Here is a 17261-nt window from a genome sequence, read left to right as displayed (position 1 = left end):
GCTTTAATTCGTTTGTAAATTACTTGGCTCTTGAGTAAGCTAAAATCTTCGAAATCGTTGTCTCAGAAGGGTTTTTGGCTAAGCTGTCCAACTGTGGTTTAATGTTCTCATAGAACGATAAATCCTGTGGTTCAACATCATCTGCAGGAACTGTTTCCTGTTTTTTCTGTCCGTAATTTAGTTTGTTAACTGAAGTAGAGGTTTCCATCATAAGCAATAAACGTATATTAGTTTTACTAATTAACGCTATTATTATTAATTTATTTTAACCCTAACAACAATTTTTTATATTTTCTTTTTTTGGCTATATCAGGATATTTCTTTAACCTTCATCATCTTCCGAAGATTGCTCAAAGCATACCTCATACGTCCTAAAGCAGTATTAATACTTACGTCAGTTAAATCGGCTATTTCCTTAAAACTTAGATCGGCATAATGACGCATAATCAATACTTCTTTCTGATCATCAGGCAACAAATGAATCATCGCTCTTAGATCAAAATGAGTTTGTTCTCTCAAAATCCTGTCTTCCGCGCTTTCTTCATGAAACTGAAGCATATTAAACACATCAGTGCCATCGGCGCTTGTAATTACAGGTCCTCGTTTTTCACGTCTAAAGTAATCTATCACCAGGTTATGTGCAATACGCATTACCCATGGCAAGAATTTACCTTCTTCGTTATAACGTCCAGATCGTAACGTGTTAATTACCTTAATAAAGGCATCCTGAAATATGTCTTCAGCCAAATACTGGTCTTTAACCAATAAATAGATTGAGGTATAAATTTTTGATTTGTGTCTTCTTAAAAGTTCTTCCAAAACGGCTTCATCACCAGTAAGGTACAACTTCACCAAATCTTGATCACTATATTGTTGTAATTTCATAGGAGTATCCTAACTAAATTCCCTTGCTTTAAATGCTAAAAAATACTTAGTAGATGTTTGTTTCGATATAATTTCTCCTATTGTTTTTTAAGATGGTGGTGTGTTTTGTTCAGTTAATATATTTCAAAAGAAGCATTTTTTTATTAGAATTCAATAGAAAAAGTGTTAAAAAAAAATAAAAGTGGTCTCAGAGCCTTATTTTTGCATTCACCCAAAAAGCCAAATATTCGTTTTTTGGGGTATATTAGCAATATTCTATCACGAAATCAATGAGCAACGAAATCGACAAAGATCCACACAAAAATATTATCATAAAAGGTGCCAGGGTTCACAACCTAAAGAATATAGATGTAGCCATCCCCAAAAATAAGCTGGTTGTAATAACCGGAATGTCGGGGTCGGGCAAGTCGTCTTTGGCATTCGATACACTATATGCTGAAGGTCAGAGGAGATACGTTGAGAGTTTGTCTTCTTATGCTCGTCAGTTTATGGGAAGAATGAATAAACCTGATGTAGATTATATAAAAGGAATTGCCCCGGCTATTGCTATAGAACAGAAAGTAATTACCTCAAACCCCAGGTCAACTGTAGGTACCTCAACAGAAATTTACGATTATCTTAAACTTCTGTTTTCAAGAATAGGTAAAACATATTCTCCCGTTTCTGGTAAAGTAGTAAAAAAGGATACAGTTACTACCGTCGTTGATTTTATATCTAAACTGGAGGAGGACAGTACAGTTACAATATTTTGCCCATTATTTCCGCACAATAACAGATCTGTAAAAGAAGAGCTGGCTGTACTTTTACAAAAGGGGTTTCTTAGAATTTCATATCAGGACAAAGTTCATAAGATTGAAACGATCCTTGAGGATGAGACCTTCAAAGATTTCGAATTAAAAGACGAAAATACCATCAAGATTCTGATTGACCGGATTGTTGTCAACTCTGATGAAGAGACATTAAGCCGTATCGCCGACTCAGTACAAACAGCCTTCTTTGAAGGAAAGGGCGATTGTTATGTGGAGCATGAAGGTAAATTAACTAACTTCTGCGACCGTTTTGAACTCGATGGAATCCGTTTTGATGAGCCTACACCAAATTTCTTTAGTTTCAATAACCCATACGGAGCCTGCAAAAGGTGCGAGGGATACGGAAATGTAATAGGAATAGATGAGGACTTAGTTATTCCCGATAAAAGCAAAAGCGTTTTTGATAATGCAATTGCGCCATGGCGCGGCGAGAAAATGAAGGAGTGGCTAAACAAACTTGTTAAAGCCTCTTCCAAATTTGATTTTCCGATTCACAGGCCATTTAATGAATTAACCGAAAAGGAACAGAGGCTATTATGGACTGGTAATAAGTATTTTGAAGGTTTGGATGCTTTTTTTAAAGAGCTGGAAGAGCAGACTTTTAAAATCCAATATCGCGTAATGCTATCTCGCTACAGGGGAAAAACATCATGTCCTGATTGTAAAGGCTCCAGGTTACGCAAAGATGCTTCTTATGTAAAGATCAATGACAAGTCGATAATCGACATCGTTTTGATGCCTTTATCGACCATACTTGATTTCTTTGATAATTTAAACCTTTCGTCAAATGACGAGAAAATAGCCAAACGTTTATTGGCCGAGGTGAGCAGTCGTGTGCTATACCTTAATAATGTTGGCCTGGGCTATTTAACGCTCAACAGGTTGTCTAATACACTTTCTGGTGGCGAGTCTCAGCGTATTAACCTGGCTACCTCTTTAGGAAGTAGCTTGGTAGGCTCCATTTATGTTCTTGACGAACCAAGTATAGGATTACATCCAAGAGATACGAATAAACTTATCGAGGTATTGGTATCGCTTAGAAATGTAGGGAATACCGTTCTTGTAGTAGAGCACGAAGAAGAAATGATGAAGGCCGCCGACCATATTATTGATATCGGTCCGGAAGCCGGAACGCATGGCGGTAACCTGGTTTTTAGTGGTACATACGAGCAGATCATAAAAGACAAAAAAAGCTTAACCGGCAAATACCTTTCCGGCGAAGAACAAATTGCTGTACCTAAAAAAAGAAGAAGTTGGAAAGATCATATTCTAATTAAAGGAGCCCGAGAAAATAACCTTAAAAATATAGATGTAAAATTTCCTTTGGGCGTATTCACAGTGGTGAGTGGTGTTTCGGGGTCTGGAAAAACAAGTCTGATTAAAAAAATACTATACCCCGCGCTGCAAAAGGCAATAGGTAATTATGCCGGAGAGCAAACCGGGGCCTACGATGGTATTTACGGGAATTACGAGCTGGTTAGCCAGGTTGAAATGGTAGACCAGAATCCAATTGGCCGATCATCAAGGTCAAATCCGGTAACCTATGTAAAAGCCTGGGACGATGTTAGGGCGCTATTTTCGGCATTGCCGGCAGCTAAAGCCTCCGGACTAAAGCCTGCAGCTTTCTCGTTTAATGTTGAAGGTGGCCGTTGCGATGTTTGTCAGGGAGAAGGAGAGGTGAAAATAGAGATGCAGTTTATGGCAGACATTTACCTGCCATGCGAAACCTGTGGGGGCCGAAGATTTAAACAACAGGTACTTGATATCACCTATCAGGATAAAAACGTTGCCGACATTCTGGACTTAACAATCGAAGAAGCAGTTGACTTCTTTAAAAACGAACCCAAAATTTTAAACAAGCTGCAACCTCTGGTAGATGTAGGTTTAGGCTACGTTCATTTGGGCCAATCTTCTAATACACTTTCTGGTGGAGAAGCGCAGCGTATCAAGCTTGCTTCATTCTTAATTAAAGGAAATAATGCCAATAAAACATTATTTATATTTGATGAACCGACCACAGGATTGCATTTTCATGATATTAAAAAACTTTTAATTGCCCTTAATACTCTAATAGAGCAGGGGAATACAATTTTGGTTATAGAGCATAATATGGACATGATAAAATCTGCTGATTGGGTAATAGACATTGGTCCGGAAGGTGGAGATAAAGGAGGTAACATTGTTTTTGAAGGCACACCTGAAGATCTTTTACCAGTAAAATCATCTTACACTGCCAAGTATTTAAAAGCCCATTTGAAATAATTGTATCTTCGCGCATGCTTTTTTTAACACTCTTTCTCGGGATAATTTTGAATATGGTTGGATACATACCACCGGGGAATATTAATCTTACTGTAGTTCAGATCACGATAACAAGGGGGCTTCGCCAGGCATTGTACTTTATCATGGCGTTTTCAACTGTCGAAATACTCTTCACTTTTGGGGTGATGCGTTTTGTGCAATGGCTATCCAGCGAAATTCAGCTGGATAACATCATTGATGTAATCATGGTTTTCATGTTTGGGATATTAGGTGTAATTACCTGGAGGTCGCGTAAGGAAATGCCTAAAGCCGATTACTCAAAGAAAGACAGCATAAAATATGGTTTACTTTTGGGTGTTGTTAACCCAATGCAAATACCCTACTGGCTATTCGTAGGTACGTACTTAATATCGCACGAGTGGATAGATATCGGTTATCTTTCTTTATCTGTTTTTAGTATTGGGTCGGGTATTGGTGCCGGCCTGGCATTATATGGTTTTGCCCGCTTTGCCCAGTACATTCAAGAGAAATTTGCGCTAAGTAGCTATATTGTAAACAAAGGAATTGCGCTGCTTTTCTTTGCATTGTCAGCCTATCACGTATGTAAAATAGTATATATACACTTTATAAAATAAGTATACTACTTCTTCAAAAATTCAAGATTCCAGATCTTTTCTGCTCTGCGCCCAATGAACCAGAATGAGGCCGCCAGTACGCAAAAGAAGAGGGCTTTGTGCCAGCTATCCCAGAAGTATTCAAAGTACCTGGTGTAAAGGTTTATAAATAGAAAGGTAATTCCAAATTCCCTTGCAATATCGTCTCTGTATTTTAAGCCGATGTAAATACTTATCAGACAAAATGCAGCTGATAGTATGCCCCAATAAAACAAGCTTAGCTGCTTTACTGAATACCATTCTTCCAGTGAGCCGAAGTTACCGAATACCGAAAGCAGCCACAAAGAAACAAAAAGGTACACCATGCCGCAGACATAGTTTACCTGAAAAAAGATACCCATCTTTTTATTGTCCTTAATGATAAAAGAAAAGGCAGTTAGGCATAAACCAAAAAGCACAAAGCGAAGTGGATAATTCATTCCCACAAAATACCAGTTCCAACGCGATAGGTAACCCGTTTCAGTGCCAAACCAGGCACCTAATGATATCAATACAAATGCCMATATCAGCCTTGATTTAAATACATATGCCAATATGCCGTATATAAATACAGATGCTAAAATGAGCAAAGAGAAGTGCGAATTGCCGTTGTCAATAGCTTTACCCAGGTAGGCAATAGCATTGGCTGTTAACATTACCGCTGTAAAAACCAATGCCTCATTACTAAATACAAGGTGCGATTTGAGTCTTTTTCTTTTAAAGCTGAAATAGTATAAGGCAGYTGCACCAGCTGCCGATAAAACACTAATCATTACATCCGAGGCCGTGAAAATCCGCTCCAGATAGTTTAAAATCTTATTGTCAATTAAAAGGGCGCCCAACGAAATTACACCGCAGGCCATTGCTATCCAAAAAGAATACTGGGCCAATCGGCGCCAGTCGAAACTTTTGGTTTCGTAACTTCCTCGCAATCTGCTCACGTCATCCGGCGACAAAAGTTTTTCTTCTTGCCAATGATTTAGCATCTCGTCTAAAAAGTCACTCTTTTCCTGATCAATTTTCATTTTGATACAAGGTACATCCTGTTACCCTAAAATCAAAATCTGTAATTTACTTTAGTAGTTCAGGAACTTTCTTATTGTTTCCTACAATCCACACAATGTCGCCATTCTCAAATGTAAGTGTCGAATCTGGATTTAGTATCCGCTCGCCATTTCTTTCGATCCCCACAACAAGGCCCTGGGTCATTTCCCGTATTCCCGAATTGCGAATGGTCTGCCCATAAACAGGGGAGCTGCTGTTGATCACTATTTTTTGGAGTGCCATATCTTCTTTAGGGAAGCTAGATTGCAAATTGTCATCTATACTTCCTTCAAATAGCTCTTTTATAGCCGCAAGCTGATCATCTGTCCCTATTACCAAAACCTTATCATTAGGATACAACCGTTCATCTCTTCCCGGTGTCGGGATCATAATTTTTCCGCGTTCAATTAATGCAATATTAACTCCGTATTTTTCCCTTACAGATAAGTCGATAAGGGTTTTTCCAACAAGTGTTGATTCAGGTGCAACCGTAAGCTCTACCAGGTGGGTATCCCATGGCAATATTTCAGGCTGTGCATTTTGAGCTTCTCTGGCATTCAGATTAAGTAGAAACCTGCTTTCAAGTTTGTTATAAAAACCTTGTAATCTTCTTGAGAAAACAAACATACATAGCACAATAAGGGCAATTGCAATAACAATAGAAATCCAGGTGCTATAGAACTGATAAATTAAAATGCCAACAAAGAAAATAGCCAAAGAAATACGTAAAATTTCAAGCGCAATTAGCGGCCCCCGGGTATATTTCTTATTCAGCCATAAATGAGAATAAGCCTTTCTTTCAATTCTTCTTATGGCAAGGGCCCATAAGAATGGGGTCATTATAAATAGGGTAACTATTAAGCTGATCACAATGCCGTTATTACCATTAATCAGGTTCTGGGTTATAAATGGTTGAAGGTATTTGGAACCCAAAAATACTATGGCGATAAGAATAACCGAGTGTATAATAAGGTTAAAGGTGTACGATTTGAGCAGCGTTTTCCAATCACTTAATGTAGTTATACCGGCAGTACTTGAGCTATATCGGTTGATGCCTTCCACCCATTTTTTAGGAAGTTTGCGCTCCAGAAATAAATAGAAAGGTTCAGAAGACTTAATCAGATAAGGAGTAGTAAAAGTTGTAATGGCTGATACTGCAACTGCAATAGGGTATAGGAAGTCGCTGGTTACCTTAAGAGTTAATCCTAAGGTCGCGATGATGAAAGAGAACTCTCCAATTTGAGCTAAGCTTAAACCTGTTTGTACCGATGTTTTTAAAGGCTGGCCAGAAACCAATGCGCCCAATCCGGAGCTTAAGAACTTCCCTAAAACAGTGGCCAAAGTAATTACAACAATTGGAACAGCATAATCAATCAGAATACTCGGATTGATCAACATACCGACCGACACAAAGAAAATTGCAGCAAACAAGTCTTTAACCGATTTTGTAAGGTGCTCTATCCTTTCGGCCTGCGTGGTCTCAGCCAATATTGATCCCATGATAAATGCGCCCAAAGCAGGAGAGAAGCCTACCTTAACAGCAAGTAATACCATAAGTAAACACAAAGCGATAGAAACCACAAGCATGGTCTCATCGTTCATTAATTTCTTTGTAGCCTTTAAAAAAGTAGGAACAAGGAATATACCTCCTATAAACCACAAGACCAGGAAGAAACAAAGTTTCAGAATCGATATCAACATCTCTGCTCCTGCAAACTGTTGACTAACGGCCAGCGTTGATAGCAATACCAACAATAAAATAGCCACAAGATCTTCAACAATGAGCACACCAAAAACCAGCCCTGCAAACTTTTTATGCTTTACTTCCAGTTCTTCGAAGGCCCTAATGATAATTGTAGTAGAGGATACGGACAATATACCCCCGAGGAATATGCTATCCATTGTAGACCAGCCCATAGCCAAGCCGGCTACAAACCCAATCAGCAACATAAATACAACCTCAACAATAGCCGTTATAGAGGCGGAGCCGCCCACTTTTACCAGCTTTTTAAAGCTAAACTCAAGTCCTAAACTGAATAATAAGAAGATAACCCCAATCTCTGCCCAGATATGAATACTTTCATTATCAGTAACAGTCGGTATAAATTTAATATGAGGGCCCACAAGCAGTCCGGCCAGAATATAGCCAAGTACTAGTGGTTGTTTAATTCTTTTAAAAAGCAGAGTAGTTATCCCTGCGGCAGCAAGGATTAAACCTAAATCAGTAATTAATACTGGTAAATGTATCATAGAAACGCGTATTTTTTAATGTATAATTTATTGTGTAACAGCAGTATAAATTATAATTACCAAAAAACATGTTTTGGGTACAAAAAATTAAAAATATAGGAGTAACTAGAAAATGAAAAAGAATTATAATAGTTTCCAATCAGTGGGCATAGGGCTAAGTGATTGTCCTGCCGCTTAAAAGGAAGAAAAATTCCAAAAGCGGTTTTCTTTACAACTTGTTGCAGCGCGGGAAGATCTTCGAATGATATTTTCTGAAGTGATGATTTGCCTTTCTTGCTAAAAACCAACGTTTTTTTTGCATTAATACTCAATCCCCTATGTTTAGTTTTTTCCGCGTCAAGACCTTTCCCATTTACTACATGGAAAGAAAGAAGATGGAGAAAAACGATTAGTATAAGAGTAAATAATGGCCTCATTGTCGTAAATATACGAAAAAAAAGCCCTTATTTAGAATAAAAGTGGCTTTAAATGAGGTTATGACGATTTTCTGAAATATTCTAAAGTTGCTTCTTTGTCTTTTTGTAGCTGTACTTTTAATGCTTCCAGACCTGTAAATTTAACGTCGTGTCTGAGGAATTCGAGGAAGGTCATCTTGATATCCTGTCCATAAATTTCCTGGTTAAAATCAAATATATTTACTTCAATGTTTCTGGTCATTCCATTAATTGTCGGGCGCTGACCAATGTATGCCATTCCTTTAAATACCTGATTATTCAGTTCAACGGTTACCGCATAAATCCCATCAGAGGGAATTAGCTTATAAGTTTCTTCAACAAATATATTTGCAGTAGGGAAACCAATAGTACGTCCAATTTTATCGCCCTTAATAACCCTGCCATAAATAGAGAAGTTGTAGCCAAGGTAATTGGCAGCAAGTGCAACGTCGCCATCCAGCAGCGCCGTACGTATTTTTGTAGAGCTTACCGCAACATCATTAATATCCTGTTCCGGTATTTGTTCAATTTTATAGTTGAAATTCTTAGAGAAAGCTTCCAAATCCTGAAGACCACCTTTTCTATCCTTACCAAAACGATGGTCATACCCAACAATCAGGTGTTTGATACCAATTGTATCAACTAAAATGTTCTGGATGTATTCTGCAGGTGTCAGATTAGAGAAATCACGTGTAAAAGGTGTAATAATTAGGTGATCTACACCAAGACTACCTAATATTTTAGCCTTTTCATTAATCGTGTTGATCATTTTTAAATCCTGATTCTCTGGGTCAATAATTAACCTTGGATGGGGGAAAAAGGTTAATATCACACTTTCACCGCCAGTTGATTTTGCAAGTTCACACAGTCGCTTAATAATTTTCTGGTGGCCAAAATGTACGCCATCAAAAGTTCCTATAGTTGCAACTGCGTTGTTTAGCTTCTTAAATTCCGAAAAGTGATTATATATTTTCAAGGTAGTTTTAAATTAATGTAAAGCCTGGCGTTTTACTACGCCACCCTTTATGTCGGCAATTTGTTGCTGAATCACAAACGCATCCGGATCGATCTGTCTTATTGCAGTTTGCAACTTGCTCATTTCAAGTTTGGTAACCACAGTATAAAGTATGTCTATATCCTTTTTTTCTCCGTATCCTCCTTCGCCTTTATAAATTGTTACCCCCCGTTTCATTTGGTTGATAATGAATTTTTTAATGCGGTCGTTTTTTTCTGAGATCACGGTAACACCGGTATACTGCTCAATACCATTTACAATATAGTCAACCGTGTTCGATGCAGATAAATAAGTTAGGATAGCGTACAATGCCTTATCTATACCTAAAAATATTGCAGCGATTGCGAAGATGATGATATTTAAAATCAGAATGATATTACCTACAGTTAGGGTACTCTTTTTACTGATGTATAGGGCCAATACCTCTGTACCATCAATTACACAGCCGCCACGCATGGCCAATCCAATCCCGCCTCCCAAAAACAGACCTCCAAAAAAAGCAATCAGCAGGGGATCATGAGTAATCGGTTTAAACGGGGCTGCAATAAGTAAAATAGCGAGTAATGATATTGCAACAGATGTTTTAATGGCAAATACTTTCCCGATTTGTCTATATCCCAAAATAACAAAGGGAATGTTAATAATGATGATCAGATAGGAAAGGTTGAGTTTAGTAATGTTGCTAACTAGCAGCGATATACCAGTTACTCCGCCATCTATAAATCCGCTAGGCAGCAAAAAGCTTTTCAATCCAAAACAAGCCGAAACAATGCCACATATTATTAAAAATATGTTTTTGGCGATGTTAAGTTTTTTGGATTTCATCTGGCCACGCATAGCTATTCTTTTTTAAGTCTAAGATAGCTAACTAAATCTGCTACCTCAAAAGCATTTTCAAGTAAAAAGTTTCCGCTGCGTGTGCGGGTAAGTTTTGACAGGTATGCGCCATTGTTAAGCTGCTTACCGAAATCAGAAATCAATGACCTGATGTAGGTTCCTTTACTGCAAACAATTCTGAAATCAATTTCGGGAAGTGCTATTCTGGTAATTTCAAACGCAGAAACGGTCACATTACGTAAACGCAATTCTGTTTCTTCGCCTCTTCTTGCTTTCACATAAAGACGTTCTCCATTTACTTTTACAGCAGAGTGTGCAGGTGGGTATTGTTGTATATCGCCAATAAATGGAGCCGTAGCGGCATAAATAGCTTCTTCTGTTATTCCATCTAAAGGAAATTCCTGATCAGCAACAGTTTCCAGATCAAAGGATGGGGTAGTAGCACCTAAAACCATAGTGCCGGTATACTCTTTCTCTTCGGCCTGAAAAGTATCAATTTGTTTAGTCAGTTTCCCTGTGCAAAGTATCAATAAACCTGTAGCCAGCGGATCTAAAGTGCCGGCATGGCCAACTTTTAATTTCAAAGGTTTTAATGAGTTGCGGATTTTCMCAACTACATCAAAACTTGTCCATTTGTATGGTTTATTGATGAGTAATAGCTCACCTTCGGCAAAATTAAAATCAGGAAATGTTTTTGTTACTATCGGTTCTTCTTTATCCTCACTCATTACAATACGTTCATTTCAACTCCCGAAAAATATAGTACAAGAAGCAGAACACCTATAATAATTCTATACCAGCCAAAAATCCGAAACCCATGTTTAGATAAAAATCCGATGAATGATTTTATTGCAATTATCGCTACAATGAATGCAATAACATTTCCGAAAAGCAACAGTTTAACGTTTTCAGCATTCAGTAATTCATATCCTTTCAAAAGCTTGTAGCCGGTAGCAGCGCACATAGTAGGTACAGCAAGGAAAAAAGAAAACTCTGCTGCAGCATGTCTTGTTAATTTTTGCTGCATACCTCCAATTATTGTTGCCGCACTTCTGCTTAGACCCGGAAATGCAACAGCAAGCACCTGAAAACATCCAATTTTAAAAGCAGTCAGGTTACTGATCTCGCTTTCGTGATTGACAGTCTGATTTTTGAATAGCTTATCAATAAACAACAATACAATACCACCAAGCAGCAATACCACTGCAATAAATATAGGATTGCCTAAAGTGTTGTCTATAAAGTCGTTTAATAAGAACCCAAAAAATAAAGCGGGGATAACCGCAATGATTAGTTTAATATAGAACTGCCATTTACTGAAATCAAAAAACTTTTTCCAGTAAAGTACCACTACGGCTAAGATTGCGCCTAGTTGTATGGCTACTTCAAAAAGCTTTACAAATTCATCTTTCCCAATTCCCATAAAGGAACTGGCAATAACCATGTGGCCGGTTGATGAAACCGGCAAAAACTCCGTTAGCCCTTCTATTATAGCTAGGATAAGGGCCTGTAAATAATTCATGTGCTAACCTATTTTTTTAATATGGCATAAACTCCAAAACCGAAACCGGCTAATACCACCATAGGGGCAAGCAATGTTTTTCTGAAGTCGTATATATCTGTTGTGCCTATCATTAAAATGAAGCCGAATACAACAATAGCTATGCTAATAAGCAATAACTGATAGTTCTTTTTTGTGAAAACTAATTCTGATTTTGAATCCTGATGTACAGGAGTAGATTTTTTTTCTATCATTATCTGTAAAGGTCGTAAATTTTTAAACGTAAATATTTGCTAACGGCAAATGAGGTACTTATAGCAGTAATAAAAATACCTACCCCCACAAGGCCAAGTAAAACAATACCAAATTCAGTATAATTTCTAAGAATTACAATTTCCGGGATCTCTCTCTGCGCATAATATAATATGCCTAGTAAGATCAGGATGGCAATAAATGCCGCAATTAATCCGTGTAAAGCAGCTAATAAAATAAAAGGTCTGCGGATAAAGCTTCTTGTAGCCCCAACCAGTTGCATACTTTTAATCAAAAAACGCTGAGAATAAATGGCAAGTCTTATTGTATTGTTGATCAATGCAACAGATATAATTAACAAAATAGCAGCAAAGCCCAGAATAATTAATCCTATGGTATTGATGTTTTTATTTACCATATCAATTAATGAGCTCTGGTAAATGACTTCTTTAACCACATGGTTTTTAGCTATACTTGCCTTTAATGTGTCGATACTTTTGTTGTTTGCGTAATTTGCTTTTAAGTATACATCAACTGTTGACAGTAAAGGGTTGTAACCAAGAAAATTAACAAAATCTTCGCCAAGGTCGTTAGTTAAGTTTCTGGCTGCCATTTCCTTATTTACATATTGAGTGGTCTTAATAGCCGGATTGGCATTAAGTTCCTTTTGAAACTGCAACACATCTGTTTCTTTGGCGCCTTCATCTACAATTATGTTTAGCACAATATTTTCCTTCACGTAATTGGAAAGGTTTTTTGCGTGTACCAATATCAAGCCCAACATGCCCAGCATTAATAAAACCAATGCAATACTGAAGATTGTAGAAATATAAATGGTTTTTGTCTTCTTAGAAGCATCGCTCACTTCAAATTCTTCCATGTATTTGTCTTTATGTTTTGCGAAAATAAAAAATATAAGCAACTAATTTAAATTATATGCCTTTTATACTTCAAAACTTCAAAAACTTATAACGGAATTTGTGTTTAAATAGTGTTGAGTTTACGTTGGTTCTACACTTGTTCGAGGATGAGTCCACCTTTCCTTAAGAAAAACGTGGACTCACTGTGGACTCAACGTGGACCTACCCCTAAGAATTTTAAATGTATTATATTTGACTTGCATTATGATTGATAAGAAATTCATCTATAAATTAGGCAAGTGGTTGCTAATAATCATTTTACTTAGTTTCGTGGCAGGCACAATGTCAGCAATATTTTTAACATCATTAGATCTGGCAACAAATTTTAGAACCAAACATCCGTATATTCTTTACTTACTGCCTTTAGGAGGGTTGGCAATTGGTTTGATTTACCATTATGCGGGTAAAAGTGTTGAACGGGGTAATAACCTTGTTTTTGATACTATCCATAACCCTAAGGATATTATTCCATTCAGGATGGCTCCTCTGGTGCTCATCGGTACTGTTGCCACACATTTTTTTGGCGGTTCTGCAGGTAGGGAGGGCACAGCTTTGCAGATGTCGGCTGCTGCGGCAGATCAGTTTCATAAAATTTTTCATTTGAGCAAGCAAGAGCGGATAGTGCTTCTTATTGCAGGTCTAAGTGCTGGTTTTGCCTCAGTTTTTGGAACCCCAATTGCCGGGGCCATTTTTGGTATTGAGGTGTTGTTACTAGGCAAAATTCCGTGCAAATCAGTTATACCTGCATTTGCAACAGCTTTTTTAGCGGCTTATGTTACCAGTTTATGGGGAGTGGGGCATACCCATTATCATATCGATTCAATTCCCCGGCTTTCTTTAACAGGAATTGCCTACAGCGCTATTGCAGGGGTGTTTTTCAGCATCGCTGCGGTAATATTTGTAAAATTGACCCATCAATTATCTCTGATATTTAAAAATATTAAATACGCACCTATGCGCCCTTTTGCAGGGGGCTTATTGGTTATTGCTATTGTTTCGTTGTTAGGTACTTATAAATACCTTGGTTTAGGTATACCCACCATAGTTGAGTCTTTTTTGCAAAGTTCAAAACCTCAGGACTTTGCTTTAAAAATACTCTTAACAGCAGTTACGCTTGGTGCAGGCTTTAAAGGTGGCGAGGTTACTCCGCTCTTTTTTATTGGCGCAACGCTAGGCAGTGCACTTTCATTCTGGCTGCCTTTGCCTGTTGGGCTCCTGGCAGGTATGGGTTTTGCAGCTGTTTTTGCCGGTGCTGCAAAAACTCCGCTGGCTTGCTGCGCAATGGCGATGGAACTTTTTGGAATTTCCTGTGGTATTTATGTTGTTGTGGCCTGTGTGGTTGCATACCTTATTTCAGGAGCGCACAGCATCTATAATGCCTCCGAAAACAAAGCGCCAAAGCACTTTTTGTTCGGTAAATTTTCACTTACAGATGTACATCGCCGAAGGCAAATAAAAACTTCTTAGCCAAACTTTTCTGTAACCACCTTAATTTCTTTATTTTCGCGGGATATAAAGGAATTAGCAGTAATGGATTACCAATTTAAAGAAATAGAACAGAAGTGGCAAAAGTTCTGGGCTCAAAATCAAACGTTTAAAGCAGAAAAAGATACAACAAAACCTAAGTTTTACGTTCTCGATATGTTTCCTTACCCATCAGGGGCAGGCTTACACGTGGGTCATCCACTCGGTTACATCGCTTCCGATATATTTGCCAGGTATAAAAGATTAAAAGGATTTAACGTATTGCATCCAATGGGATATGATTCTTTTGGGTTGCCGGCAGAGCAATATGCTATACAAACCGGTCAGCACCCGGCTTTAACTACCGAAACGAATATCAATACCTACAGAGCGCAATTGGATAAAATTGGTTTTTCTTTTGATTGGAGCAGAGAAGTACGTACCAGCGATCCGGGATATTATAAGTGGACTCAATGGATCTTTATGCAATTGTTTAATTCCTGGTATAACCTGGAAACAGACAGAGCTGAAGATATCACTACGTTAATTGAGAAATTTAATGCTTCGGGCAGTGCCGATGTAAAAGCGGTTTGCGATGAAGAGGTTAAATCTTTCCTGCCTAGCGACTGGGCAACTATGACCAGCGAAGAGAAGCAGGAAGAATTATTAAAATATCGCCTTACTTATTTAAGAGAAAGTACTGTAAACTGGTGCCCTGCATTGGGAACTGTGCTTGCTAATGATGAGGTGAAAGACGGATATTCTGAACGAGGCGGATACCCGGTAGAGCAAAAGAAAATGATGCAGTGGAGTATGCGTATTTCTGCATATGCGGAGCGTTTGCTGCAAGGCTTAAATACAATTGACTGGCCAGAGCCGGTTAAAGAGATGCAACGTAACTGGATTGGAAAAAGCGTTGGGGCAAGTGTTAAATTTGCTATAGAAAATGCTCCTGAAGGTATTGCAGACTATATAGAAGTTTTTACCACACGTGTGGATACAATATTTGGTGTGTCTTATTTGGTTTTAGCGCCAGAACATGAACTTGTTACTGCATTAACTACAGCAGCACAACTGGATGATATTAATGCTTACATCGCTAAAACAAAAAAGAAATCAGAGCTGGATCGAATGGCCGATACAAAAACCGTATCAGGCGCTTTTACAGGTAGCTATGTGATTAATCCGGTAAGTGGAGAACGAATCCAACTTTGGATTGCAGATTATGTACTTGCTGGTTATGGAACCGGTGCCGTAATGGGCGTGCCTAGTGGCGATCAGCGCGACTGGCTTTTTGCTACTCATTTTAATTTGCCTATTGTACAGATTCTTGATGCACAAAAAGATATCGAGCATCAGGCAGATGCCACCAAAGAGGGTAAATACATCAATTCTGGTTTTATAAACGGAATGAATTATACTGAGGCTACCCAAACTTTAAATGCCTGGTTAGAGGAAAAAGAAGTAGGGAAAGCCAAGATAAATTACCGAATGCGCGATGCTATTTTTGGCAGACAACGCTATTGGGGCGAACCAATTCCTGTTTACTTCAAAAATGGTCTGCCATATTTGATTAAAGAAGAGGAACTGCCGTTAATGCTTCCTGAAATTGATAAATACCTTCCAACTGAAACAGGCGAGCCACCATTGGGCCGTGCAGAAGATTGGAGCTATGATGATCAGTACGAATATGAGTTGAGTACTATGCCGGGATGGGCTGGGTCTAGCTGGTATTGGTATCGTTATATGGATGCTAAAAATGATTCAGACTTTGCATCTAAAGAAGCAATTGCTTACTGGAAAGATGTTGATTTATATATTGGTGGTGCTGAGCACGCAACCGGCCATTTATTATACAGCCGTTTCTGGAATAAATTCTTAAAGGATTTAGGATATGTGCAGGAAGAGGAGCCTTTTAAGAAACTGATTAACCAGGGGATGATACAAGGTAGAAGTAACTTTGTATACCGCGTGGTTGATGATGAAGGCCGTGGTACCAATACTTTGGTTTCTCATGGTTTAAAGAAGGATTACAAAACCTCTGCTTTGCATGTTGATGTAAATATTGTAGAGAATGAGATTCTGAATATTGAGAAATTTAAGTTGTTTAGACCTGAGTTTGCTGATGCAGAGTTTATCCTTGAGAATGGAAAATACATCTGCGGAGTGGAAGTAGAGAAAATGTCTAAATCCAAATTTAATGTGGTAAACCCCGATGTGCTGATCGAAAGCTACGGGGCAGATACCTTAAGGATGTACGAGATGTTCCTTGGACCATTGGAGCAAAGCAAGCCATGGAATACTAATGGTATAGAAGGTGTGTTTAAGTTCTTACGTAAATTCTGGCGTCTATTCCATAACGAGGCATGGCAGTTTAATGTTAGTGATTCTGTGCCAACAAAAGCAGAATTGAAAGCTTTGCACAAGATCATTAAAAAGGTTCAGGATGATATTGACCGTTTCTCGTTCAATACTTCTGTGTCGAGCTTTATGATTGCCGTTAATGAGCTTACAGATTTAAAATGCAAGAACCGCCAGATACTTGAAGATTTGGTTGTTGTACTTGCTTCTTATGCACCGCACATTTGTGAAGAACTATGGGCTTTATTAGGTCACGATGCAGGAAGTTTGTCTTATGCTAAGTATCCTGAGTTTAACCCTGCGTATATGGTAGAGGACGAGTTCAGTTATCCAATCTCGGTTAATGGTAAAACCCGTTTAAACATGAACTTGAGCCTTGCATTAGAGCCTAAAGAGATTGAAGAAACTGTTTTAGCTGATGAACACGTGCAGAAATACCTTGAGGGTAAAGCACCTAAAAAGGTAATTGTAGTAAAAGGGCGGATTGTAAATATTGTGATTTAGAGTAATACGACGCCCTTCTTAGTTCTAATGTGGCTATCATCATTCTGCTGCCTTCGTCATCTCGACGAAG

General features: G+C 38.2%; 14 protein-coding genes. 4 read left to right on the top strand and 10 right to left on the bottom strand.

The genetic code is table 11. The features are described 5' to 3' along the window. Nucleotides 1-19 precede the first annotated feature (19 nt). Nucleotides 20-211: a hypothetical protein gene (locus AC1DG9_RS05915; protein ID WP_152542359.1), complete on the bottom strand. Its 192-nt coding sequence runs from the start codon at nt 209-211 to the stop codon at nt 20-22. A 98-nt stretch (nt 212-309) separates the two neighbouring features. Beyond that, nucleotides 310-885: an RNA polymerase sigma factor gene (locus tag AC1DG9_RS05910; RefSeq protein ID WP_048906404.1), complete on the bottom strand. Its 576-nt coding sequence runs from the start codon at nt 883-885 to the stop codon at nt 310-312. 269 nt (nt 886-1154) lie between these two features. Here AC1DG9_RS05910 and uvrA point away from each other — a divergent pair, with 269 nt between their 5' ends. Then, a complete protein-coding gene (gene uvrA, locus AC1DG9_RS05905; RefSeq protein ID WP_337717445.1) occupies nt 1155-3956 on the top strand; it encodes an excinuclease ABC subunit UvrA in 2802 nt (933 codons plus the stop codon). Between the two features lie 53 nt (nt 3957-4009). Further along, a complete protein-coding gene (locus tag AC1DG9_RS05900; RefSeq protein ID WP_246269344.1) occupies nt 4010-4591 on the top strand; it encodes a LysE family transporter in 582 nt (193 codons plus the stop codon). A 5-nt stretch (nt 4592-4596) separates the two neighbouring features. Here AC1DG9_RS05900 and AC1DG9_RS05895 read toward each other — a convergent pair whose 3' ends face one another. From AC1DG9_RS05895 to AC1DG9_RS05860, 8 genes are all read right to left on the bottom strand, one after another. Beyond that, nucleotides 4597-5634 carry a DUF2157 domain-containing protein gene (locus AC1DG9_RS05895; protein ID WP_477634401.1) on the bottom strand — a complete coding sequence of 346 codons (1038 nt, stop codon included), beginning with the start codon at nt 5632-5634 and terminating at the stop codon, nt 4597-4599. A gap of 46 nt (nt 5635-5680) precedes the next feature. Next, entirely contained in the window at nt 5681-7903 is a 2223-nt protein-coding gene (locus AC1DG9_RS05890; RefSeq protein ID WP_337717447.1) for a cation:proton antiporter domain-containing protein, read from the bottom strand. Nucleotides 7904-8377: 474 nt separating this feature from the next. After that, nucleotides 8378-9313 carry a bifunctional riboflavin kinase/FAD synthetase gene (locus AC1DG9_RS05885; protein WP_337717449.1) on the bottom strand — a complete coding sequence of 312 codons (936 nt, stop codon included), beginning with the start codon at nt 9311-9313 and terminating at the stop codon, nt 8378-8380. A 12-nt stretch (nt 9314-9325) separates the two neighbouring features. Further along, nucleotides 9326-10177, bottom strand: a complete 852-nt coding sequence (locus tag AC1DG9_RS05880; protein WP_246269346.1) for a YitT family protein — start codon at nt 10175-10177, stop codon at nt 9326-9328. Between the two features lie 14 nt (nt 10178-10191). Then, on the bottom strand, nt 10192-10917 hold the full coding sequence (gene truB / locus AC1DG9_RS05875; RefSeq protein WP_477634400.1) for a tRNA pseudouridine(55) synthase TruB: 726 nt from the start codon (nt 10915-10917) through the stop codon (nt 10192-10194). Continuing rightward, a complete protein-coding gene (locus AC1DG9_RS05870) occupies nt 10917-11711 on the bottom strand; it encodes an undecaprenyl-diphosphate phosphatase (protein ID WP_172659028.1) in 795 nt (264 codons plus the stop codon). The genes truB and AC1DG9_RS05870 overlap by 1 nt, the downstream gene beginning before the upstream one ends. Nucleotides 11712-11719: 8 nt before the next feature. After that, the gene (locus AC1DG9_RS05865) at nt 11720-11944 is read right to left on the bottom strand and encodes a DUF3098 domain-containing protein (protein WP_048906395.1); all 225 of its coding nucleotides are present in this window, start codon (nt 11942-11944) and stop codon (nt 11720-11722) included. Further along, a complete protein-coding gene (locus AC1DG9_RS05860; protein WP_337717452.1) occupies nt 11944-12822 on the bottom strand; it encodes a cell division protein FtsX in 879 nt (292 codons plus the stop codon). The genes AC1DG9_RS05865 and AC1DG9_RS05860 overlap by 1 nt, the downstream gene beginning before the upstream one ends. Before the next feature lie 244 nt (nt 12823-13066). Here AC1DG9_RS05860 and AC1DG9_RS05855 point away from each other — a divergent pair, with 244 nt between their 5' ends. Beyond that, nucleotides 13067-14329, top strand: a complete 1263-nt coding sequence (locus AC1DG9_RS05855; RefSeq protein ID WP_337717454.1) for a chloride channel protein — start codon at nt 13067-13069, stop codon at nt 14327-14329. A 63-nt stretch (nt 14330-14392) separates the two neighbouring features. Continuing rightward, a complete protein-coding gene (leuS, locus tag AC1DG9_RS05850) occupies nt 14393-17191 on the top strand; it encodes a leucine--tRNA ligase (RefSeq protein ID WP_288883209.1) in 2799 nt (932 codons plus the stop codon). Nucleotides 17192-17261 lie beyond the last annotated feature (70 nt).

It is taken from the genome of Pedobacter sp. 05L430, assembly GCF_056397585.1.
The sequence above is the reverse complement of the archived record's forward strand: the minus strand, read 5'-3'. Positions and strand labels throughout refer to the sequence as shown.